We start from the raw sequence: 20,930 nt of genomic DNA, 5'->3' as shown, positions 1-20,930 counted from the left end.
TCATAAAACAAAGCCCACTGCTCGCACAGTGGGCTCGTAAGTCAGCTATTTAGTCACGCAGTTACTGAGGGGAGACTTCGGTCTTCGGCTTGCCGAAGTGCCATTCGTAGACCACGAACTTGAAGTCTTTCAGGTCGCCTTTCTCGTCATACGACAGGGTGCCGGTAGGGGTCTTGAAGGAGCCGGCATGGATGGCCGCTGCCACTTTGTCGGTATCTTCGGACTTGGCCGCCTTGATGCCTTGTGCGATCAGCTCGACAGCCGAGTAGGCAGGGAACACGAACGGACCGCTTGGGTCCTTGCCGTCAGCCTTGATGGCGTCGACGATCTTCTTGTTCTCCGGGTCGGCATCGAACGACTTCGGCAGGGTGACCAGCAGGCCTTCGGAGGCGTTCTGGGCGATCTGCGAGATCGAGTCGTTACCCACGCCCTCTGGGCCCATGAACTTGGCTTTCAGGCCTTTTTCCTGTGCCTGGCGCAGGATCAGACCCAGCTCTGGGTGGTAGCCGCCGTAGTACACGAAGTCGACATTGTTCTGCTTGAGCTTCTGGATGATCGAGGAGAAGTCCTTGTCACCCGCGTTCAGGCCTTCGAATACGGCAACCTTGGTACCCTTGCTTTCCAGGGTCTGCTTGACGGCGGTGGCGATGCCTTCACCGTACTGTTGCTTGTCGTGCAGGACGGCAACGACCTTCGGCTTGACGTGGTCGGCGATGTAGTTGCCGGCGGCCGGGCCCTGGGCGCTGTCCAGGCCAATGGTGCGGAAGATCAGCTTGTAGCCACGGGCGGTGATTTCCGGCGAGGTGGCGGCCGGGGTGATCATGATCACGCCTTCGTCTTCATAGATGTCGGATGCAGGCTGGGTAGAGCTGGAGCACAGGTGGCCGATGACGAACTTGACGCCGTCGTTGACCACTTTGTTGGCGATTGCCACGGCCTGTTTAGGGTCGCATGCGTCGTCGTATTCCTTGGCTTCGAGCATCTTGCCATCGACGCCGCCCGCGGCGTTGATATCCTTGATGGCTTGCTTGGCGCCGATGAACTGCATGTCGCCGTACTGGGTCACAGGACCCGTCTTGGGACCGGCGATGCCGATCTTGATGGTATCGGCGGCAAACGAATGGCTGGCTACCCCGGCCAGTACCATTGCGGCGAACAGCTTGGAAATCTTGATCATAGTGCTCCACTCATTCTGTTGTAATTCTTATAGTCCTGGCGGCCAGGGCTACAGACCGGGCGGGATTTGCGGCGTGGCCATGCCAACGCGCAAGCCCACCTTCCCCCGGAACATGTCCCGGAACTGTACCGGTACAGTGTAGAGCGCTGTTCGAGCGCTTGAAAAGCGTTCAAAAAGTGCCTGTTTCCTGGGTTGTCGCTTGTTCGACAGAAAGATACAAAAAGGCGCCATCAAATTGCCTGTATCTGCGACCCCGCCCCACAAGTTCGGGGTCAATCGACCAAATTACATATTTGAAACCGGGTTTTTCTGCAAAAATGCCGACCTTTTTTATTGGCCGATTTTTGCGGATATCACCCATGACTGATCAAACCAGCACCCTCTATGCCAAATTGCTTGGCGAGACAGCAATCATCGAGTGGAAAGCGCTGGAGCGTTTCTGGGCCAAGGGTGACCTGATTTGGGTCGACCCCAGCTTGGACCTGATCACCGTTGCCGAGGCAATGGCCGAGAATCGCGGCGAAATCTTCGCCAAGTGGCGTAGTGATGGCACCGTTGGGCCGGTGTCGGCCGAGCAGGCGCTGGACCTGCAAAGCCGCGATCCAGAGATCTGGGCGGTGGTGGTTTCGCCGTTCATCGTGATCCAGGTGAAGCGTCCGGTTGAGGCGTGATCTTTTTTGGTGCGCAAAAATGCGCAGCAGCTCCGTTTTGGTGCTCGAAGGCGTTCAAGGCGGGTAGAGGTAAGTAACAATTCGGCGTGGCGGTAACAGTTTACGGGATGCGTAATATGCCCACCGTTCTGGCCAGCCTGGAAAACAATTCGAATAGTCAGGAGTCATTCATGAGCACTGCATTGCCTTCGCTTGGATTTGCCGGCATCGGCCTGATGGGCCTGCCCATGTGTCGACGCCTGTTAGCGGCTGGCTACCCGCTGACCGTGTGGAACCGCAGCCCGGACAAGTGCGCCGCGCTGGTCGCCGCCGGCGCGCGCCTGGCCAACAGCCCCGCCGAACTGTGCCAGGGCAGCGATATGGTATTGCTGTGCCTGGCCGATACGGCCGTGGTGCGTGAGGTGGTGTTCGGCGAGCAAGGGATTGCCCAGGGTGGGCGCAGCGGCCAGTTGCTGATCGATTTCTCCAGCCTGGAACCCACCGCCACCCGTGAAATGGCCGCCGAGCTCGCGGTACTGTGTGGCATGGCCTGGCTGGATGCTCCGGTGTCCGGCGGCACGCCAGGTGCCGAGGCCGGTACCCTGGCGATCATGGTTGGCGGTGAAGCGGCCGACCTGGAACGTGCACGGCCAGTGCTGCAGGTGCTGGGTCAGCGTGTGACGCACATGGGGGCGGTGGGGGCGGGGCAGGTGACCAAGGCCTGCAATCAGATGATCGTGGCATGCAATGCCCTGGTCATTGCCGAAGTGGTGGCGTTGGCCGAGCAATCCGGGGTGGACGCGACGCTGATCGCCGAAGCGCTGGCCGGTGGTTTTGCTGATTCCAAGCCGCTGCAGATCCTTGCGCCGCAAATGGCTGAAAGCCGCTTCGAGCCGATCAAGTGGCACGTGCGCACGCTGCTCAAGGACCTCGATGGCGCAGTGAAGTTTTCCCGTGAGCAGGGGGCGGCGACGCCGCTCAGCGGCCTCGCCGCGCAATTGATGCGCCTGCACGGTAGCCAGGGTTACTTGCAAAAAGATCCGGCGACCCTTGTAGAACTTTACCGCAACAAGGGATGAGTACCTGGCTTTGACGCTGCAGCCGCTCCAGTAGTGGCCGTAGCTCGGCCAGCGGTACCGGGCGGCCCAGCAGGTAGCCCTGCAGATAGTCACAGCCATGGTCTTGAAGGAAAGCCTGCTGTTCGGCGGTTTCCACGCCTTCGCTGACGACCTGCAAGTGCAGGGTATGCGCCATGACGATTATCGCCTGGACGATCTCGCGATCCTTCTGGCTGCCCGGCACATCCTGCAGGAAGCTGCGATCGATCTTCAGTACGTCCAGCGGCAGGCGCTTGAGGTAGGCCAGTGACGAGTAGCCAGTGCCGAAGTCGTCGATTGACAGCGCCACGCCCAAGGCACGAACGCGCTTGAGCAGGTTGACGGTACGCTGGATATCGCCCATCAGGGCATTTTCGGTCACTTCCAGCTCCAGGTGCCGGGGTGCGAGCCCTGTGTGGAACAGCGCTTTCTCCACTTCGTTGGGCAGCTCGTCGTGGCTCAAGGTTACTGCCGAGCAATTGACCGTCACCTTGATATCGCCATAACCGTGGCGGTGCAGGTGTGCCAGGTCGGCACAGGCGTGGCGCATTACCCAGAGGTCAAGGTCGATGATCAGGCCATTGGCTTCGGCAATGCCGATGAAACGGTCGGGCCCCAGCAAGCCGTGCTGCGGGTGATGCCAGCGCACCAGGGCCTCGAGCTTGGCCACCTGCCCGCTGCGCATGTCGAAGATGGGTTGGTAATGCACGCACAACCCACGTTCTTCGAGCAGGGCGATGCGCAGTTCTTCTTCGAGTTGCAAGGCGAGGGATGCCTGGTTTTTCAGGGTTTCGTTGAAAAAGTGCAGGCCGTTACGCCCACTGTCCTTGGACTGGTAAAGGGCCAGGTCGGCATGTTTGAGCAGTTCTTCGGCGCTGGTGCCGTCGTCGGGGAAGATGCTGATGCCAATACTGGTGGTCATGACCATGCGCCGACCACCCAGGTCGATGGGTTCTTTCATCCGTTGCATGATGCGTTGTGCCAGGTGGCGCGCTTCGTCGCAGTTGCTGAGGCTGGTGACCACGCAAAACTCGTCGCCGCCCAGGCGTGCGACCAGGTCCTGATGGCGGGTGGCGGCCTTGATGTGGCTGGCGATCACCTTGAGCAGTTCGTCTCCAGCGTCGTGGCCAAGGCTGTCGTTGATGCGCTTGAAGTGGTCGATGTCGAGGAACATGACTGCCAGGCGGTTTTCAGTGGCGTGGTGTTCGGCCAGGCGCTCTTCGAATACCTGGTTGAAGCCACGGCGGTTGACCAGGTTGGTCAGGGCATCGTAGTGCGCGGCCTGCTGCAGCGATGCGCGGGCCTGGTCCAGTTGGCTGAGCAGCACGTTGACCCGGCGCAGATCGTGCTCCTTGCTCTGCAGCTTCTTGTCGGCCAGTGCGGCGCTGATGCTGGCGCCACTGATCAGCAGGGTGATGAAGCCGATGCCCAACCCCAGTTGCAGGCTGTTGTCGGCGGAGGGCAGGCGCAGCGCGGTGTCGGGCGGGATCACCAGGGTCATGGCCGACATCGCGGTGAAATGGGTGGCGACGATGCCACCGGCCATCAGCAGACTGGCGCCGTACTTCATTGCCTGGTGCAGGGTGCCGCTGCCATTGCTGAAGTACCGGGCCAGGTATAACGCAGCCAGGCCGGTGAGCAGGGCAATGGTGGCAGAGGCCAGCAGCAGGCCAGTCTGGTAATACTGCTGGGCGCCGGTGTCCATCGCAGCCATGCCGACAAAGTGCATCAGGATAATGCCCATGCCGATCAGTACGGCGCTTTGCAGGAAGTGCTGCACGCGCATCTGGCTGCGGTCGAGGCTGCGCATGGTCACCCAGGCGACGGCCAGGGCGATGAGTAGCGAAAGAATGGTCAGGGAAACGTCGTAGTGCACCTCTATCGGTGCCTGGAAGGCCAGCATGCTGATGAAGTGCATGGCCCAGATGCCACCGGCCAGGCAGCAGGCGCCAAGCATGTGCCATTGTCGGTGGGCAGTGGGGTCTTCGCTGTGGGACTGGCGCTCGGCCATGTCCAGGGTCGCGAAGCAAGCCGCGCAGGCAACGAAGTAGGCGAGCAGGACCAGAAACGGTTCATGGCGGCAATCGATAACGATGTGCCCGAATGCCGGAAGGTCGGCGAACAGTTGCAGCCCCAGCCATTCCATTGATTGCCCCATGATCGAGTTTTCACTCGTCTGCGCTACAGCCCTGTGCAGACTGTCCAGAGGCAGTATAGGAAGAGGTGTTTAAGCCTTCCTGAATAATGGCAGTTTGATTTCTACGATTTGGTTATCAACCCAATCGCCAGCAGGCATAAAGAGGGACATATAGGTGTAGGCGCAGCCTTGTGCTGCGAAGAGGCCGCATGCCTCACAACAATCTTGTGGGGCATACGGCCTCTTCGCAGCACAAGGCTGCGCCTACAGATGGTGGTCAGGCCACCAGCGGGCGTGTCAGATCAGCCCGCTACCAGTACGCGAATGGCTTCCAGGCGCAAGGCAGCCTTGTCCAGCATCGCCAGACCCTCTTCGCGCTGCTTGCGCAGCGCGTCGATCTCGCTGTCGCGCACGCTTGGGTTGACCGCTTGCAGTGCCACCAGGCGAGCCAGCTCTTCGTCGGCCTCAGCCGCCAGGCGGCGCTGGGCTTCGGCTACGCGCTCGACGTGAGTGGGCATGATCTTCTCTTCACCGCCACTGATGCGCTTGGCCAGCACGTCACGCTGGGCCTGGACAAACTTGTTGGCGCTGGCGCGCGGTACGCTTTCGAGCTGCTCGTTGAGGGTTTCGAAGGCCACGCGGGCGGCCAGGTCGTTGCCGTTGGCGTCGAGCAGGCAGCGCAGTGCCGCCGGCGGCAGGTAGCGGCCCAGTTGCAGGCTGCGCGGTGCCACCACCTCGCTGACGAACAGCAATTCGAGCAGTACGGTGCCCGGCTTGAGTGCCTTGTTCTTGATCAGTGCCACGGCGGTGTTGCCCATCGAACCGGACAGCACCAGGTCCATGCCGCCCTGCACCATCGGGTGCTCCCAGGTGAGGAACTGCATGTCCTCACGCGACAGCGCCTGGGCACGGTCGTAGGTGATGGTCACGCCTTCGTCGTCGCCCAGCGGGAAGCTGGCATCGAGCATCTTTTCGCTCGGCTTGAGGATCAGTGCGTTCTCGGAATGGTCTTCGCTGTCGATGCCGAAGGCGTCGAACAGGGTTTCCATGTAGATCGGCAGGGCAAACTGGTCGTCCTGCTCGAGAATGGCCTCGACCAGCGCCTGGCCTTCGCCGGCACCGCCGGAGTTGAGCTCCAGCAGGCGGTCGCGGCCAGTGTGCAGTTCGGCTTCCAGGCGCTCGCGCTCACTGCGGGCGTCGGCCACCAGGGTATCCCAGGCCTTGCTCTCGCCACCTTCAAGCAACGGCAGCAGGCGCGGGCCGAACTGGTGCTGAAGGGCGTTGCCGGTGGGGCAGGTGTTGAGGAAGGCGTTAAGGCCCTCGTGGTACCACTGGAACAGGCGCTCTTGCGGGCTGCCTTGCAGGTACGGGATGTGCAGCTGGATGGTGTGCTTCTGGCCGATCCGGTCAAGGCGGCCGATGCGCTGTTCGAGCAGGTCTGGGTGCGCGGGCAGGTCGAACATCACCAAGTGGTGGGCGAACTGGAAGTTGCGGCCTTCGCTGCCGATCTCCGAGCAGATAAGCACTTGCGCACCGAACTCTTCGTCGGCGAAGTAGGCGGCGGCGCGATCGCGTTCGAGGATGTTCATGCCTTCATGGAACACCGACGCCGGAATGCCGGAGCGCACGCGCAGGGCGTCTTCAAGGTCCATGGCGGTTTCGGCGTGAGCGCAGATCACCAATACCTTGGTGCGCTTGAGCATCTTCAGCGTGTCGATCAGCCAGTCGACGCGTGGGTCGAAACGCCACCAGCGCTCGTCGTCAGCCACATCGCCCTGGGCCTGGAAGGCAACTTCCGGGTACAGCTCGGCGTGCTCGCCAGCAGGCAGGTCGCGGTATTGCTCAGGTGTGGCCAGCGGGTAAGGGTGCAGCTGGCGCTCAGGGAAGCCCTGGATCGCCGCACGGGTGTTACGGAACAGGACGCGACCGGTGCCGTGGCGGTCCAGCAGTTCGCGGATCAGGCGTGCGCTGGCCTGGCTGTCGCCGTCGCTGACCGCCGCCAGCAGGGCTTCGCCTTCGGCACCCAGGAAGCCCTGGATGGTGGCGTGGGCCTCGGGCGACAGGCGGCCTTCGTCGAGCAGTTCCTGCACGGCTTCAGCCACTGGGCGGTAATTCTCGCTCTCGGCGCGGAAGGCCGCCAGGTCGTGGAAACGGTTAGGGTCGAGCAGGCGCAGGCGCGCGAAGTGACTGTCCTGGCCAAGTTGCTCGGGGGTGGCGGTGAGCAGCAGCACGCCCGGGATCACCTGGGCCAGTTGCTCGACCAGGCCGTATTCGGCACTGACCTGATCTTCGTGCCAGACCAGGTGGTGGGCCTCGTCGACTACCATCAGGTCCCAGCCAGCAGCAAACAGTGCGTCCTGGGCCTTTTCGTCGTCGACCAGCCATTCCAGTGCAACCAGCGCAAGCTGGGCATCCTCGAACGGGTTGCTGGCGTCGCTTTCGATAAAGCGCTCGGCATCGAACAGGGCTACCTGCAGGTTGAAGCGGCGGCGCATTTCCACCAGCCACTGGTGCTGCAAGTTTTCCGGCACCAGGATCAGCACGCGGCTGGCGCGGCCTGACAGCAGCTGGCGATGAATCACCAGGCCGGCTTCGATGGTTTTACCCAGGCCCACTTCGTCGGCCAGCAATACCCGCGGGGCGCTGCGGTCGGCGACTTCGCGAGCAATGTGCAACTGGTGGGCGATCGGTTGCGCGCGGCAGCCGCCCAGGCCCCACAGCGCCGACTGCATCTGCTTGCTGGTGTGCTGCAGGGTGTTGTAGCGCAGGCTGAACCACGACAGTGGGTCGATCTGGCCGGCGAACAGCCGGTCGCTGGCCAGGCGGAACTGAATGAAGTTCGACAGCTGGGTTTCTGGCAGGGTACGCGGCTGGTTTTGCCCGTCCAGACCGTGGTAGACCATCAGCCCGTCGATGTCATCGACCTCGCGCACGGTCAGCTTCCAGCCCTCGAAGTGGGTGATCTGGTCACCTGGCGAGAAGCGCACGCGGGTCAGCGGCGCGTTGCGCAGGGAATACTGGCGCGTGTCGCCAGTGGCCGGGTAGAGCACGGTCAACAGGCGGCCATCCTGCGCCAGGATGGTACCCAGGCCGAGCTCTGCTTCGCTGTCGCTGATCCAGCGTTGCCCCGGTTGATACTGCTGCGCCATACTGCCTGAACTCCCGCGATGAAAAAGCCGATTATGTTAACGGATCGGCCGGTCAGACCAAAGTGCGAACGCACCGAAAGATGCCGAACGACAACAGGAAGTAAGTCAGTCTAGCCGTTTCATCGCCTCGCACCGTGCAGCTGACGAGGGCCCCGGACCAACATGCCTGCCAACCACCGCTGGATCAGCGCTTCCATGGCCGTGGGCAGCTTGCTGCTGCTGAGCGCCTGCGAACAGAAAAACTTCGAGGCCTTGCCCGCCATCCCGATGGAACAGCTTGAAGTACTCGGCGTGCAGACACCGATCAAGAGCGTGCATTTTCGTGACCGCGACGGTGAAGGCCTGTTGGTGTTGAGCCGCAGCGATGGCCAGGCCAGCGACCCGGAAAGCGAACAGGAAGTGGACAAAGTGGTACTCAAGGCCACCTTGTACGGGCGTACTGCCGAAAGCGATGCATTCAAGGCACGCTGGCAGATCGAGCAGGAAACCACTTGCCCTGGCCTGGACCTGGACGTGGACTTCTATACCGACGTCAGCGATGTCGGCGACCTGAACAAGGACGGTATCGCCGAGGTTACGGTGGCCAGCCATGCCTTCTGTGGTGGCGGCATCGACCCGCACGACATCGCCATCGAAATGCGTGAAGGGCAGGCCAGCTACACCATCACTGGCCAGTCGCTGATCAGCCCGGCGGGTGAAGAGCCGATTGGCGGTGAGCGCAATGACAGTGCCTCGCTCAAAACCGCGCCACAGGTGCTTCGCGATCACATGGATGCCGTCTGGCAGCAGGTTTACAAGCGGCCGTGGAGCGAAGCCGGCCCGCCAGGCGACGACGACCTTGACGACGAAGCCGAGTAATTGTTGTCCATGACATCAAGGTAAACTCGCGCCTGCCGATACAGGGGCATAGGAGAACGTCCATGCTGCCGCCAATCATTCCGCTCAGTGCCGCCCCGGTGACCTCGCAACAGGACCCGGTCAAGCCGACCCCGGACATCAAGCCGGTGGTACCGACGCAGCCTGCGTCCGGCGAAAGTGCCATCGATCTCAAGCAACAGCGCGACCCGCAGGCGCAGGCGTTGTTGCTGCGCGATGAGCAGCGTCGCCAGCAGCAACGTGGCAAGCAGGGCGGCCAGGACCGCTACAGTGCCCTGCCAGGTGACGAGGTCAATGCCGACAACACCGTGCCGGTCGCGCCACTGATGGACGAGCACGTGCGCCAGGGGCTGCTGGTGGACATCGAAGTCTGACGCGGGGCTGGTCAGCGCCTGCGCCTGGCTTCATCATGCAAGCCTCAGTTGATCGCCGAGCCCACCCATGAGCCAAGACAACCTCATCGATTTTGATGCCGAACGCGCCAAGCGTGTCCACGACCTCAAGGAAAAGCGCCTGAACGAAATGCGCAACGCGTTCGAGCAGGCTCTGCCGTTGAGCACCAGCAAGAAAAAGAAGCCCAAGGGCAAACCGAAGAAGCGCTGAAACTTGACGCAGGTCAACCCTGCACCCGCCTCGCGTGCCCGGCCCCGGGCACCATTGACCCTGGTCAATTTTCTCCATCCCCACATTGGTTAACGTGCACCCATCGGACAACGGCAAACGAATGGGGAGGCCCGCATGTTCTTCGACAACGTGGTTATCGCCGGTGTGGTAACGGTCGGGTTGATGGTGGCCTTCTTTGCCGGTCTGGGCATTTTCATCTGGAAGGACTCGAAAAAGCGCAAGCCGCGCTGACCTTCCCGGTACACGAGCACGCAAGGCATTTAGGGCGACTTCGGTCGCCCATTTTTTTGCCTGCGATTTAAGTGTTGCCGGTGCCGGCTCTTTCGCAGCACAGGCTTACCAATGTCCCAATAAAGATGATTAGCTAGCTAATTAATCGTTTGAGCTTTATCCTGCTCACCATTGTCTATCTTTTCAGTACGACCATCCCTCGCAAGGTCCGCCTAGTGCCCATCACCTTTCAGGCCCTGTTCGCCCCCAGCAGCCTCGCCCTCAAATTCGCCGTCAAGACCCTGCTCGGTGGCGGTCTGGCGTTGTGGCTGGCAATGCGCTGGGGCCTGGAGCAACCGTCCTGGGCACTGATGACCGCCTTCATCGTCGCCCAGCCGCTGTCAGGGATGGTGGTGCAGAAAGGCCTGGCGCGGTTGGCCGGCACCTTGGTCGGTACCGTCATGTCCGTGGTGTTCATCGGCCTGTTCGCCCAGACCCCTGGGCTGTTCCTGTTTACCCTCGCCCTGTGGCTGGCCTTGTGCACTGCGGCCTCGACCCAACTGCGCAGCGCCTGGGCCTATGCCTTCGTGCTGGCTGGCTACACTGCCGCGATTATTGCCTTGCCGGCCATCGACCACCCGCTGCAGGTCTTTGACCAGGCTGTGGCGCGCTGTACCGAGATCTGCCTGGGCATTTTCTGCGCCACTGCAAGCAGTGCGTTGCTCTGGCCAATGCGGGTGGAGCAGCAATTGGCCGGGCAGGCCCGACAGGCATGGCAGAACGGCCTGCAGGCTGCCAGCGCCATGCTTGGCGGGGCAGACGAGGCACGCAAAGGCTTGCTGGAGAGCCTGGGGCGTATCGTTGCTATCGACAGCCAGCGTGAACATGCCTGGTTCGAAGGCAATCGCGGTCGCCAGCGAGCCCGCGCGATCCGTGGCCTGAGCCAGAAGCTGATGGTGCTGTTGCGGATCTCGCGCTCGGTGCGGCGGCAGTGGCAGCATCTGGATGAGCGTGAGGCAGCGCACCTGGCACACTGGCTGGACGAGGTGCGCGCGCTGCTGCTCGAGCCCGACCGGCCCAGCCTGTTACTGCTGCGCCAGCGCATCTGGGATGCGGCCCATGATGACCAGATCAGTTCGGCGGAGCACTTCTGCCTGGCGCGCATGGCCTTGTTGCTGGATTACGCCATGGCCGCCAGCCAGGCGCTGGAGGATGTGGAGGCGGGCAGGGCGCCCAAGGATGTGTCGCAGGGCCTGGCCGTGCACCGCGACTGGTCCCTGGCATTGCTGTTCGGTTCACGCAGCGCACTGGCCTTTCTGGTGATGAGCGGCTTCTGGCTGGCGACGGCGTGGCCTTCGGCGCCGGGTGGCCTGGTGTTGACCTGCGTGGTCTGCAGCCTGTTCGCCAGCCGCGAGAACGGCGCGCAGATTGGCCTGAGCTTCCTGCGCGGCATCTTCCTGGCGATACCCGCGGCGTTTCTGGTCGGGCAGATCCTGCTGCCGCAATGGAGCAGCTTTGCCATGCTTTGCCTGGGCATGGGCGTGCCGTTGTTTCTCGGCGCATTGGGCATGGCCCACCCACGTACCGGGGCCACTGCAACGTCTTATTGCCTGCACTTCATTGTGCTGGTGTCCCCGCTCAACGTCATGCAGTTTGGTGTGGCGACCATGCTAAACAGTGCGCTGGCGATGCTGGTAGGGGTGTCGGCAGCGGTAATGGCCTTCCGTTTGCTGGTGTTCCGCCACCCGGCCTGGCTGGGCCGGCGCCTGCGGGCAGCCACCCAGAGCGACCTGGTGCGCCTGACCCGGCGCGACCTGCGCGGTGCCGACAGCTGGTTTGGCGGGCGCATGGCCGACCGCCTGATGCAACTGGCCCGGCAGGCTGGCGAGCTGCCCGAAAGCGAGCGCAAGCGCTGGGATGACGGCCTGCATGGGTTGGATATCGGTGATGAACTGGTGCATCTGCGTATGTGCCTGGCGGTCGCCCAAGCCCCCTTGGGGCGCGCCGAGCGCGAGTATTTGCAGCAGGTAGAGGCGGTACTGGCCAAAGGGCCGGGCGCCGGGCGCGGGCATCGCCTGGACGCTGCCAGTGAACAATTCATAGCCGCCTTGCGCCGGCTGCCTGCCAGTGACCCGCTGCGGCTGGCCGAAGGTGCGGTGCTGCAATTGCAGAAAAGCTGGGGCAAATGGTGCCGCTGGCAGGAGGACACCTATGGGGTTGCATGAATGGGAAGTGGGCGGCGTGCTGCTCAGCCCGTTTCTGCTTTATGTGTTGCTGGCCCTGCTGCTCACCGGCGTGCTGCGCCTGGTGGTGCAGGCGACGCCGTTGGGGCGCTGGATCTGGCATGAAGCGTTGTTCGACGCAGCGCTGTTCGTTTGTGTGTTGTTCCTGGTGGTGAGGCTGCTGGGAGCTTTATAAAGGAGTGTTTCAATGCGTGCGGCCGTACGTACCCTGGTGACGCTGTGTGTGGTGGCTTTGGCCGTGTTGGCCGGCTACCAGCTGTGGCAGTACTACATGCTTACGCCCTGGACCCGCGATGCCCGTGTGCGTGCCGATGTGGTGGTGATTGCCCCTGACGTGTCCGGGTGGGTACGTGAGCTCAAAGTCCATGACAACCAGCAGGTCAAGGCGGGTGACCTGTTGATGAACATCGACCGCGAGCGCTTTCAGGCTGCCTTCGACCAGGCACGTGCGGTGACTGAGACCCGCGCCCAGCAACTGCGCTTGCGCGAGCGTGAGGCCGCCCGGCGCGCCGCCCTGGGGCCAGAGGCGATCAGTGCCGAGTTGCGTGAAAACGCCCAGATCAATGCTGCTATCGCGCGCGGTGAACTGCATGAGGCCGAAGCGCAGTTGCAGGTTGCCAAGATCAACCTGGCGCGCAGTGAAGTGCGCGCGCCGCGCAGCGGGCATATCACCAACCTGCGTCTGGCCGAGGGCAACTACGTGAACACCGGGGAATCGGTCATGGCCCTGGTGGACGATTCAACCTTTTATATCCAGGCCTATTTCGAAGAAACCAAGCTGCCGCGTATTCGTGTGGGAGACACGGTGAAAGTCTGGCTGATGGGCGCCGGCGAACCCATGCAAGGGCATGTGGAAAGCATCAGCCGCGGCATCACCGACCGCAACAGTAACCCCGACAGCCAGTTGCTGCCGGAGGTGGAGCCTACTTTCAACTGGGTGCGGTTGGCCCAGCGCATACCCGTAAGGATTCGCCTGGACCAGGTACCGGAAGGGGTGACGCTGAGTGCAGGCATGACCGCGAGCGTGCAGGTGCATGAGGACCGGGGCGAGCAGTGATGGTGCTGCCTTGTTAACCTGTAGGAGCAGCCTGGTGCTGCGAAGAGGCCAGTACCGGCAATGTAGTTGTGTTGGCCATGCCGGCCTCTTCGCAGCGCAAGGCTGCTCCTACAGGTACGGCGCATCGCCTAGCGTGCCGTGAGGCTCATAGGAACATGCCGCCCGACACTTCCAGCCGTTGCCCGGTAATCCAGCCATTGCCGTCTTCCAGCAACAGCGCAATCGCTGCCCCGATGTCATCCGGCAAGCCCACGCGGCCCAGCGCCGTATTGCCGGCAATGTACTCATTCACCTGCTGGTTATCCCGCACCACGCCGCCGCCGAAATCGGTCTCGATCGCCCCCGGCGCCAGAATGTTCACGCGAATGCCACGCGCGCCCAGTTCCTTGGCCTGGTAGCGGGTCAGCACCTCCATTGCGCCCTTCATCGCGGCATAGGCGGCATACCCCGGCAGCGCAAAGCGCGCCAGGCCGGTAGAAATGTTGACGATACGGCCATTGTCGACCAACAGGGGCAGCAGGCGCTGGGTGAGGAAAAAGGGTCCTTTCAGCTGAATATTCAGCAACTGGTCGAACTGCGCCTCGCTGGTTTCGACGTACGGCACATTCAGCCCGATCCCGGCATTGTTCACCAGAAAGTCAAAACGCTCGCGGCCAAAGTGCTGCTGCAGGGTGCTGCCAAGGCGCTCGGCGAAGCTGGCAAAACTGCTGCTGTCGCTGACGTCGAGTTGCAGCATGGCCGCTTTCGCCCCGGCCTGCTCCAGTCGGGCAACTACGGCCTGGGCTTCGTCCGCCTTGCTGTGGTAAGTGCCAATTACATCGATACCGCGTGCGGCCAGGTGTTCGGCAGCGTTACGGCCAAGGCCGCGGCTGGCGCCAGTGATCAGGGCAATTTTGCGCGTCATGTTCAAAGCCTCAGGCTGGGTAGATGTGGTCAGCTTATTGGTCGGCTCGAGGCTGTTAAATCCGGTAAAAATGGAAATACTGTTCGACAGAACCGGATAGCCGAGGCCCAAATGAACAAGCTGGAGTTGTTGCGCACCTTCGTGCGGGTGAGTGAGGTCAGCAGCTTCACCCTGGCTGCCGAGAGCCTGAGGCTGCCACGCTCGACCGTGTCAGAGCAGGTAAAGGCACTGGAGCGCTTGCTGGGTACGCAGCTGTTCAACCGTACTACCCGCAGGGTGCAGGCGACCCAGGATGGCGCCTTGCTGTACGAGCGTAGCAAGGACCTGCTGTCAGGCATGGATGAGATCGAGAGCCTGTTCAGCGCCGACGATGCCGAGCTGGCCGGGCGCCTGCGCATCGACCTGCCGACCATGATGGCGCGGCGGGTCATCATCCCGGCGTTGCCGCAGTTTCTGCAGCGCTTTCCGCGGCTGGAGGTGGAGCTCAGTTGCACTGACCGCCAGGTTGATTTGCTGCGCGAGGGGTTTGACTGCGTGATGCGCATAGGTGCCCTGCATGATCTGGATGTGGTGGCGCGGCCGGTCGGGCAACTGAGCATGCGCAACTGTGCGAGCCCCGCCTACCTGGCCCGCTACGGCGTGCCGCAGACGCCGCAGGAACTGGCGGGGCACCAACTGGTGCACTACGTGCGTACCTTGGGGGCGCGTAGTGCCGGTTTCGAATACCTGCAAGGTGGTGAGCTGCAATACCAGGCCATGGCTGGTGTGGTTACGGTCAACAACGCCGAGGCGTACTCGGCGGCCTGCCTGGCCGGGCTGGGGTTGATCCAGGTACCGGCGGTGGGTGTGGCCGAGCATTTGCAGCGAGGCGAGCTGGTTTCGCTACTGGAAGACTGCCAGGCCCCGGCCATGCCGGTGTCACTGCTGTACGCCCGGCAACGGCACGTGCCGCGCCGGGTTCAAGCGTTCATGCAGTGGCTGGCGGCGGTGCTGGCGTCGCAGGTCGACCCTGCACCAAGTGAACATTGAGCCAGGTGCCGGCCGCAGGTAAAGGCGTGCGGGGTAAGCACGAAAACCCTTGGCGAACGGCCTGCCACTTGCGTTAGGCTGCCGTTTGCGAGTTGCCCGGTAGAGGCGACCGATTCCGCCAGGCGTGCGTATCTTTCGATTTCATTGCGAGGTTACGTCATGGCCATCACTTCCCAGGACATCTGCAACGCCGCCGACCAGCTCAAAGGTTTTGTCGGTTTTCATGGCAAGCGCGGCGTTCATATCGTGCGGTTTTCCGAGGACTCGTTCGGCATGGACGTGGCCGACGACAGCATTACCCCCTGCAGCGAGTTTGTCTGGCGTCCCGAGCAAGGGCAGCGCATGGCGCTTTGCCGTGAGCGGCTGGCGCTGCTGCTGGAGCAGCATGTGGATGACCGCCTGAACATTGCTGAGCCACTGCGCGCCTACCTGCGCCGCCGGGATCTGCCAGAGATCGTGGCCGAACGCACCGTGCAGCAATAAACCCGGCCCTTGTAGGAGCAGCACAAGGCTGCTCCTACAAGGGCTTTGCAGTGCTATGGGATGTCTGGTGCAACAACGCCGCCACCCCGGCACTGTCCAGCGGCCGGCTCATGTAAAAGCCCTGCACCTCATGGCAGCGGTCTTTCTCCAGTGCCTTGAGCTGCTGTTCGCTCTCTACGCCCTCGGCAGTTACCGTCAACCCCATCGCCTCACCCAGGTTGATGATGGCCTGGACCACGGCGCGGTCTCTACCGCCGCTGCTGTTCAGGCCTTTGATGAAGCGTTTGTCGATCTTGATGCTGTCGAACGGGTAGGTACGCAGATAACCCAGCGACGAGTAGCCGGTGCCGAAATCGTCCATATTCAGGCGCACGCCAAGCTCTTTGAGTGACAGCATGGTGCCTAGTGCGCCCTCGATGTCGTTGAGCATCACGTTTTCGGTAATTTCCAGTTCCAGGCGCTGGGCCGGGAAGCTGGTGTCCAGCAGGACCTCGCGTACGTCGGCGACCACGTCGCTGCGCAGGAACTGCGCAGGCGACAGGTTCACCGAAACCAGAATGTCGGCGGGCCAGTCGTGGGCAGTGCGGCAGGCTTCGCGCAGTACCCAGCGGCCCAGCGCGACGATGATGTCGCTTTGCTCGGCCAGCGGGATGAAGGTATCCGGCCCCAGCAACCCTTCCTGTGGGTGTTGCCAGCGCAGCAAGGCTTCGACCGCGACGATGCGCCGGTCGCTGAGGCGGTAGCGTGGCTGGTAGTGCAGCTCGAACTCCTGGTTGCGCAATGCCCGGCGCAAGTCGTTTTCCAACTGGCGACGGTACTGGATCTGCTGGTTCATTTCGGCGGCGAAGTAGCGCCAGGTATTCTTGCCATCGGCCTTGGCCTGGTACAGGGCGATGTCGGCGCAGCGGATCAGTTCGCCGGCATCGAAACCCTGGGTGCGGGTCTGTGCCACGCCGATACTGACGCCGACGTGCAGCAGTTGGCTGTCGAAGGTGATGGGGTGCTGCAGCAGGTCGATCAGGCGTGCACAGAAGCGGTCGACTTCGCTGCGGTTGTCCATGCCGCTGAGGACCAGAATGAACTCGTCGCCGCCCAGGCGTGCGACCAGGTCGCCATCGCGGGTGGTGTCGCGCAGGCGCGTCGCCACTTCCTGCAGCACGGCATCCCCGGCGGCATGGCCGAGGGAGTCGTTGATCGGCTTGAAGTTGTCCAGATCCAGCAACAGCAGTGACAGTGGCGGCGAGTCATTGCCCCGCAGCAGGGCCTGCTCCAGGTGCCTGGCGAGCTTGTTGCGGTTGGCCAGCCCAGTGAGAGGGTCGTGCAGCGACAGGTGCTGGATGCGCGCGTGGGCGTCGACTTCGTCGGTGATGTCACTGGCGGTGCCACGAAAACCGATGGGTGTGTCGTCATGCCAGATGGCGCGGGCCGAAATCCTGCAGTAGCGGTTCTGGCCATTCTGGTCGCGGTAAGTACAGCGCAGGTTGGCCAGTTGCTCGGGGTCTGCGTTGGCCAGGGCGTCCAGCCAGGGTGAGAGCGGGGTGGTATCGCAGGCCAGCAACTGGTTGAGCGGGTGCCCCAGCCAATCGTCCACCGCGTAGCCGGTAACATCGGCAAAGCGCTGTGACAGGTACGTCAGGCGCTGTTGCCGGTCAGTTTCCCAGATCCAGTCGGATGCCGACTCGGCCACTGCGCGAAAACGCTGTTCGCTAGCCTTCAGGGCCTGGTTGCTCTGCTGCAAGTGCGAAAGCGTCAGGCCGATCGCCCGCGAGCTGCGCAAGGTCAGGCGGAACAGGTAAAGCATGATCAGGCCAAGTATCAGCAGCGCGCTCAACAGGGCTGGCATTACCGCCCACAGCAATTGGTGCCCCGGCAGCGGGCTGCTCCAGGACAGGTGATAGCCGGTGTCACCCAGGTCGATACGCAGGTGGTCATGCTGCTGCATATCTTCCTTTTCCACATGCATGCGGGTCAGCCCAGCACCTTTGCCCAGTTGTGCCAGTTTTTCTTCGGTCAACTGGTCGACGAACAGCATCACGGGTGCCTGGCTTACCTCACTGTCGGTGACGTCGCGGTCCGGGCGTATGGCTGCGGCACTGAGTACCGCCGGCCAGCCATTGAACAGCACGAAACGGGTTATCTGCTCGCGGGGAATTGCGGCTGCACGGGCCTGGTCGAGGATCGGCTGGAGCGTTGCGTCTATATAGGTGTTGGCGCCTGCCTGGGTGGGCTGGCCTTTGAACAAGGCGTAGGTGGTACGGTCGTTTTCCACCACGAACACCCCTTCGTAGCCGCTGGCGCTGTACAACGATTCACCTACATTCTTCTCCTCGTAGGCCCAATGCCAGTCGGCGTGGCCTGCCAGGTGCTCGAAGGCCGCATCCCATACGGCGTAGCTGGACAGAAACTGGCGTGAGGCCAGCAGACGCTGTTCCAGCGCCTGCGTCGCATGGAACGCGCTACGCTGGCGCTCCTGCTTGTCGAGCGTGGTCGCGATATTGAACAAGGCGCCGAGGATGACCAGGCAGGCCAGGCCGTACACTGTGCTGAAACCGGCAATCAGGTGGCGCACCTGAAAGCGCGGCGTAGGGCTTGCGGGTGGAAGGTTGGCGGTCCTGGCCATGCGCGAGCAGCTCCTTCAAGCAGCCTCCCGCCGGGCAGTCAGGCAGGGGGTTCAATCAGGATAGGCCAGCCTGAGCGTGGCAGCCTCGCTGCGGGCAAAATTGACTTGGTCACGGCCTGCGTGCTTGGCGGTGTACAGTGCCTTGTCCGCCTGTTCCAGCCAGTGTTCCGGTGATTGCAGGCCAGCCTGGAATGCTGACAGGCCGATGCTGAGGCTGATGCGCAGGTGCGGCAACTGCGGATTACGGTAGTTGGCGACCCGTTCGCGCAGGCGCTCCATGGCTTGGCAGGCCTGGGCTTGGCTTGTGTCCGGCAGGATCACGCAAAACTCGTCTCCGCCGTACCGCCCGGCCTGGTCGCCCTCGCGCAAATTTCGCCGTAGTTCGGCACTGAGCTGACGCAGTACACAATCGCCGACCACGTGGCCGAAGGTGTCGTTGATAGTCTTGAAATGGTCGATGTCGATCAGGGCTATGACCGCCTGCCCCTGTTGTTGTCTACAGGCCTGGAACTTCAGCAGCAGCAGGTCTTTCCAGGCACCATGGTTGAGCAGGCCGGTCAGGCTGTCGGTCAGGCTGAGCGCGCTCAGCCGGCGTTTGTGGTCGGCCAGCTTGATCGCCAGCTGGTAGCACACCCAGCCCAAGGCAAGCGGGTACAGCGTCAGCATAGGGAGGCAAGCATAAACTTGCAGGGGCGTTGCATGCAGCTGCAGGCCGGGGCCGAGGACCAGAACGGCGACAAGCATGCCGGCCAGTTGGGCCATTGCCCCGCGCACGACCAGCCGCTTGCCCCCGGCAGCAACGTTGTTCATGGTCATCATCGATAGCACGGTCACGCTCGGCAAGGGATTGAAGTGCATGGCGGCGGTCCAGAATCCGCCCATCAGTGAATCAAGCAGCAAGTTGCGCTGTTCCGCCTGGTAAGGGGCTGGCGAGCGGGTGGCCCAAAAGTAAGCCACGTGCGGCCACAGCAGCCCGTTGACCAGCATCAGCCCCCATATCCACGCAGGCGGCGCCAGCGGCGCCATGCCAGCCATGACGCTGAGCAGGCCAATGCCCATGCCTATAATGCGCGGCAGGTAGATGCGCTTGACGAATGAAAGGCCTTTGCCGCTGCTGTTTTCCATCATGTTGTCATTCTTCTGCCGGTATACCTTTTATCGCATAACTCACGTGAATATTGTTGAACACTGTTTCATCGGCGAAAAATGACCTTGCAAGCCAATTCACGGTAGATCCGATCCCCGGCAGGTAGCACGAAGGCTTTTCTGTTGCTTGGGGTATTGCAGGCACATGCTGCCGGCGCAGATTCTGCGGGTCCGGCAGCGGCACGCCAAGCTTCAATGCTTGTCGTCCCTGCTGCGCGCTGGCCTGGCTTCGTGGTCTTTCAATAATTGCGAGGGCGGCTTGCCGCTGTCACTGCGTACCTGAGCATGGCTGATCAGGCCGAAGATCAAGCTGCCACCAATAATATTGCCGGCCAGGGTAGGCAAGGCGAATTGCAGCAAGAAACTGCGCCAGGTCTCGTCGCCGGCCCAGACCAGATAAGACACCTCGACTGAACCCACTACTATATGGGTGAAGTCGCCAAGGGCCATCAGGTAGGTGATCAGCAGGATGATCCAGATCTTGGCGTGCTCCATGGATGGAATCATCCAGACCATGGTGGCGATCATCCAGCCCGAGACGATGCCTTTGGCAAACATCTGGCTGATGTCGTTCTTCATGACCTTGCGGCCGATCTCGAGGAAGGCCACATCCGTCTTGCTGTCAAAGATCGGCAGCTCCAGCATCACCCAGGCAACCAGTAGGGTACCGGCCAGGTTGCCGAGCAACACCACGCCCCACAGGCGCAACAGGCGGCCGAAGTTGGCCAGGGTCGGGGAGGTCATCACTGGCAGCACGGCGGTGAGGGTGTTTTCGGTAAACAGTTGCTGGCGTGCCAGGATAACAGCGAGAAAACCGGCGCTGTAGCCGATGCTGGCAATCACCTGCGCACTGTCACCGTCCGGCAGGCGGGCGTAAAACAGCCCCATGGCCATCATCGACAGCCCCATGGACAAGCCGGCGGCCAGCGCCGACCACCACAGCGCGGCGAGCGTACGCTCCAGCTCCTGGTCGCCCTGGTAGCGGATGATCTCGTGCAGCACTGCCGCCCGCGGCGGCTGGTTGTGGCTGACTTCCTGCTCTTCATCTGCAGACAAGCCCGGGGTTTTCTCGTTTTGCGCATCGCTCATGGCCACTACGCTCCGTGGGGGGGGATTCATTACAGATCCGCTGCGCTTTCATTAGTTGCGAGGTGGGTACTAAACACGCTTGGAAAGTTTTTTAGATCAAGGTGTTGACTCTAATTTCAAAGCGCGTATTATTCGCCTCCTCGCAGCGACAAACGCTTCGAGGCAAGCGGTAAGTGTTTGAAGTTGTTAGCTTTCGAAAGAAAGTGGATGTAAAAAACTTCAAAATAAACGCTTGACAGACTCTGAGGAAAGCGTAGAATGCGCGCCTCGGTTGAGACGAAAAGTTCTTAACCAAACGCTCTTTAACAAATCGAATCAAGCAATTCGTGTGGGTGCTTGTGAGTATGGGCTGATAGTCAAAAAGATTATCAGCATCACAAGTGACCATGCGAGAAATCACATAGTCATTTGAAATTGCTGAGCCAAGTTTAGGGTTTCT

General features: G+C 62.0%; 20 protein-coding genes. 11 read left to right on the top strand and 9 right to left on the bottom strand.

Translation table 11 applies throughout. The annotated features are described in order from the left end of the window. Window positions 1-61: 61 nt before the first annotated feature. Both CKW35_RS11390 and CKW35_RS28265 read right to left on the bottom strand, forming a co-directional pair. Window positions 62-1,177 (bottom strand): branched-chain amino acid ABC transporter substrate-binding protein, encoded by a 1,116-nt coding sequence (locus tag CKW35_RS11390; protein ID WP_060520058.1) that lies wholly within the window; start codon window positions 1,175-1,177, stop codon window positions 62-64. Between the two features lie 169 nt (window positions 1,178-1,346). Then, entirely contained in the window at window positions 1,347-1,538 is a 192-nt protein-coding gene (locus CKW35_RS28265) for a hypothetical protein (protein WP_158248153.1), read from the bottom strand. On the opposite strand from CKW35_RS28265, the gene CKW35_RS11380 reads away from it, so the two are divergent. Then, a complete protein-coding gene (locus CKW35_RS11380) occupies window positions 1,537-1,848 on the top strand; it encodes a DUF2288 domain-containing protein (RefSeq protein ID WP_016488723.1) in 312 nt (103 codons plus the stop codon). The genes CKW35_RS28265 and CKW35_RS11380 overlap by 2 nt on opposite strands. A gap of 170 nt (window positions 1,849-2,018) precedes the next feature. Continuing rightward, a complete protein-coding gene (locus CKW35_RS11375) occupies window positions 2,019-2,906 on the top strand; it encodes an NAD(P)-dependent oxidoreductase (protein ID WP_023048581.1) in 888 nt (295 codons plus the stop codon). Here CKW35_RS11375 and CKW35_RS11370 read toward each other — a convergent pair. Both CKW35_RS11370 and rapA read right to left on the bottom strand, forming a co-directional pair. Further along, window positions 2,806-5,070 carry a bifunctional diguanylate cyclase/phosphodiesterase gene (locus tag CKW35_RS11370; RefSeq protein WP_016488721.1) on the bottom strand — a complete coding sequence of 755 codons (2,265 nt, stop codon included), beginning with the start codon at window positions 5,068-5,070 and terminating at the stop codon, window positions 2,806-2,808. The two genes, CKW35_RS11375 and CKW35_RS11370, sit on opposite strands and share 101 nt — an antisense overlap. Window positions 5,071-5,363: 293 nt before the next feature. Further along, window positions 5,364-8,210, bottom strand: a complete 2,847-nt coding sequence (rapA, locus tag CKW35_RS11365; protein WP_016488720.1) for an RNA polymerase-associated protein RapA — start codon at window positions 8,208-8,210, stop codon at window positions 5,364-5,366. Between the two features lie 162 nt (window positions 8,211-8,372). Between rapA and CKW35_RS11360 the strand changes: the two genes are divergently transcribed. From CKW35_RS11360 to CKW35_RS11335, 7 genes are all read left to right on the top strand, one after another. Continuing rightward, the gene (locus tag CKW35_RS11360) at window positions 8,373-9,068 is read left to right on the top strand and encodes a M949_RS01915 family surface polysaccharide biosynthesis protein (protein WP_016488719.1); all 696 of its coding nucleotides are present in this window, start codon (window positions 8,373-8,375) and stop codon (window positions 9,066-9,068) included. A 62-nt stretch (window positions 9,069-9,130) separates the two neighbouring features. Beyond that, entirely contained in the window at window positions 9,131-9,460 is a 330-nt protein-coding gene (locus CKW35_RS11355; RefSeq protein WP_016488718.1) for a hypothetical protein, read from the top strand. Window positions 9,461-9,527: 67 nt separating this feature from the next. Then, a complete protein-coding gene (locus CKW35_RS28380) occupies window positions 9,528-9,689 on the top strand; it encodes a hypothetical protein (RefSeq protein WP_003254864.1) in 162 nt (53 codons plus the stop codon). Window positions 9,690-9,824: 135 nt separating this feature from the next. Continuing rightward, the gene (gene ccoM, locus CKW35_RS28760) at window positions 9,825-9,941 is read left to right on the top strand and encodes a cytochrome c oxidase subunit CcoM (protein ID WP_016488716.1); all 117 of its coding nucleotides are present in this window, start codon (window positions 9,825-9,827) and stop codon (window positions 9,939-9,941) included. A 215-nt stretch (window positions 9,942-10,156) separates the two neighbouring features. Then, entirely contained in the window at window positions 10,157-12,145 is a 1,989-nt protein-coding gene (locus CKW35_RS11345; RefSeq protein WP_095115956.1) for an FUSC family protein, read from the top strand. Then, a complete protein-coding gene (locus CKW35_RS11340) occupies window positions 12,132-12,338 on the top strand; it encodes a DUF1656 domain-containing protein (protein ID WP_016488714.1) in 207 nt (68 codons plus the stop codon). Before CKW35_RS11345 ends, CKW35_RS11340 begins: the two co-directional genes overlap by 14 nt. 12 nt (window positions 12,339-12,350) lie before the next feature. Continuing rightward, window positions 12,351-13,220, top strand: coding sequence for an HlyD family secretion protein (locus tag CKW35_RS11335; protein ID WP_095115954.1), 870 nt, complete (start codon window positions 12,351-12,353; stop codon window positions 13,218-13,220). A 145-nt stretch (window positions 13,221-13,365) separates the two neighbouring features. Here CKW35_RS11335 and CKW35_RS11325 read toward each other — a convergent pair whose 3' ends face one another. Further along, a complete protein-coding gene (locus tag CKW35_RS11325) occupies window positions 13,366-14,124 on the bottom strand; it encodes an SDR family NAD(P)-dependent oxidoreductase (RefSeq protein ID WP_024717440.1) in 759 nt (252 codons plus the stop codon). A 111-nt stretch (window positions 14,125-14,235) separates the two neighbouring features. Here CKW35_RS11325 and CKW35_RS11320 point away from each other — a divergent pair, with 111 nt between their 5' ends. Next, window positions 14,236-15,153 (top strand): LysR family transcriptional regulator, encoded by a 918-nt coding sequence (locus tag CKW35_RS11320; protein WP_016488711.1) that lies wholly within the window; start codon window positions 14,236-14,238, stop codon window positions 15,151-15,153. Between the two features lie 159 nt (window positions 15,154-15,312). Next, on the top strand, window positions 15,313-15,636 hold the full coding sequence (locus CKW35_RS11315) for a DUF2025 family protein (protein ID WP_016488710.1): 324 nt from the start codon (window positions 15,313-15,315) through the stop codon (window positions 15,634-15,636). A gap of 34 nt (window positions 15,637-15,670) precedes the next feature. Here CKW35_RS11315 and CKW35_RS11310 read toward each other — a convergent pair whose 3' ends face one another. Genes CKW35_RS11310 through CKW35_RS11300 form a run of 4 tightly spaced genes read right to left on the bottom strand, consistent with a single transcriptional unit; the run spans window position 15,671 to window position 20,491 of the window. Further along, the gene (locus CKW35_RS11310) at window positions 15,671-18,256 is read right to left on the bottom strand and encodes an EAL domain-containing protein (RefSeq protein ID WP_016488709.1); all 2,586 of its coding nucleotides are present in this window, start codon (window positions 18,254-18,256) and stop codon (window positions 15,671-15,673) included. Between the two features lie 51 nt (window positions 18,257-18,307). Next, window positions 18,308-19,381, bottom strand: a complete 1,074-nt coding sequence (locus CKW35_RS11305) for a diguanylate cyclase (protein WP_024717439.1) — start codon at window positions 19,379-19,381, stop codon at window positions 18,308-18,310. Between the two features lie 7 nt (window positions 19,382-19,388). Continuing rightward, on the bottom strand, window positions 19,389-19,598 hold the full coding sequence (locus tag CKW35_RS27865) for a hypothetical protein (protein WP_143499775.1): 210 nt from the start codon (window positions 19,596-19,598) through the stop codon (window positions 19,389-19,391). Beyond that, entirely contained in the window at window positions 19,595-20,491 is an 897-nt protein-coding gene (locus CKW35_RS11300; protein ID WP_016488707.1) for a formate/nitrite transporter family protein, read from the bottom strand. The genes CKW35_RS27865 and CKW35_RS11300 overlap by 4 nt, the downstream gene beginning before the upstream one ends. Window positions 20,492-20,930: the final 439 nt, after the last annotated feature.

Source organism: Pseudomonas sp. Irchel 3F3 (assembly GCF_900187545.1).
Taxonomy (GTDB): domain Bacteria; phylum Pseudomonadota; class Gammaproteobacteria; order Pseudomonadales; family Pseudomonadaceae; genus Aquipseudomonas; species Aquipseudomonas fortuita.
This window is presented reverse-complemented; position numbering and strand designations above follow the sequence as displayed.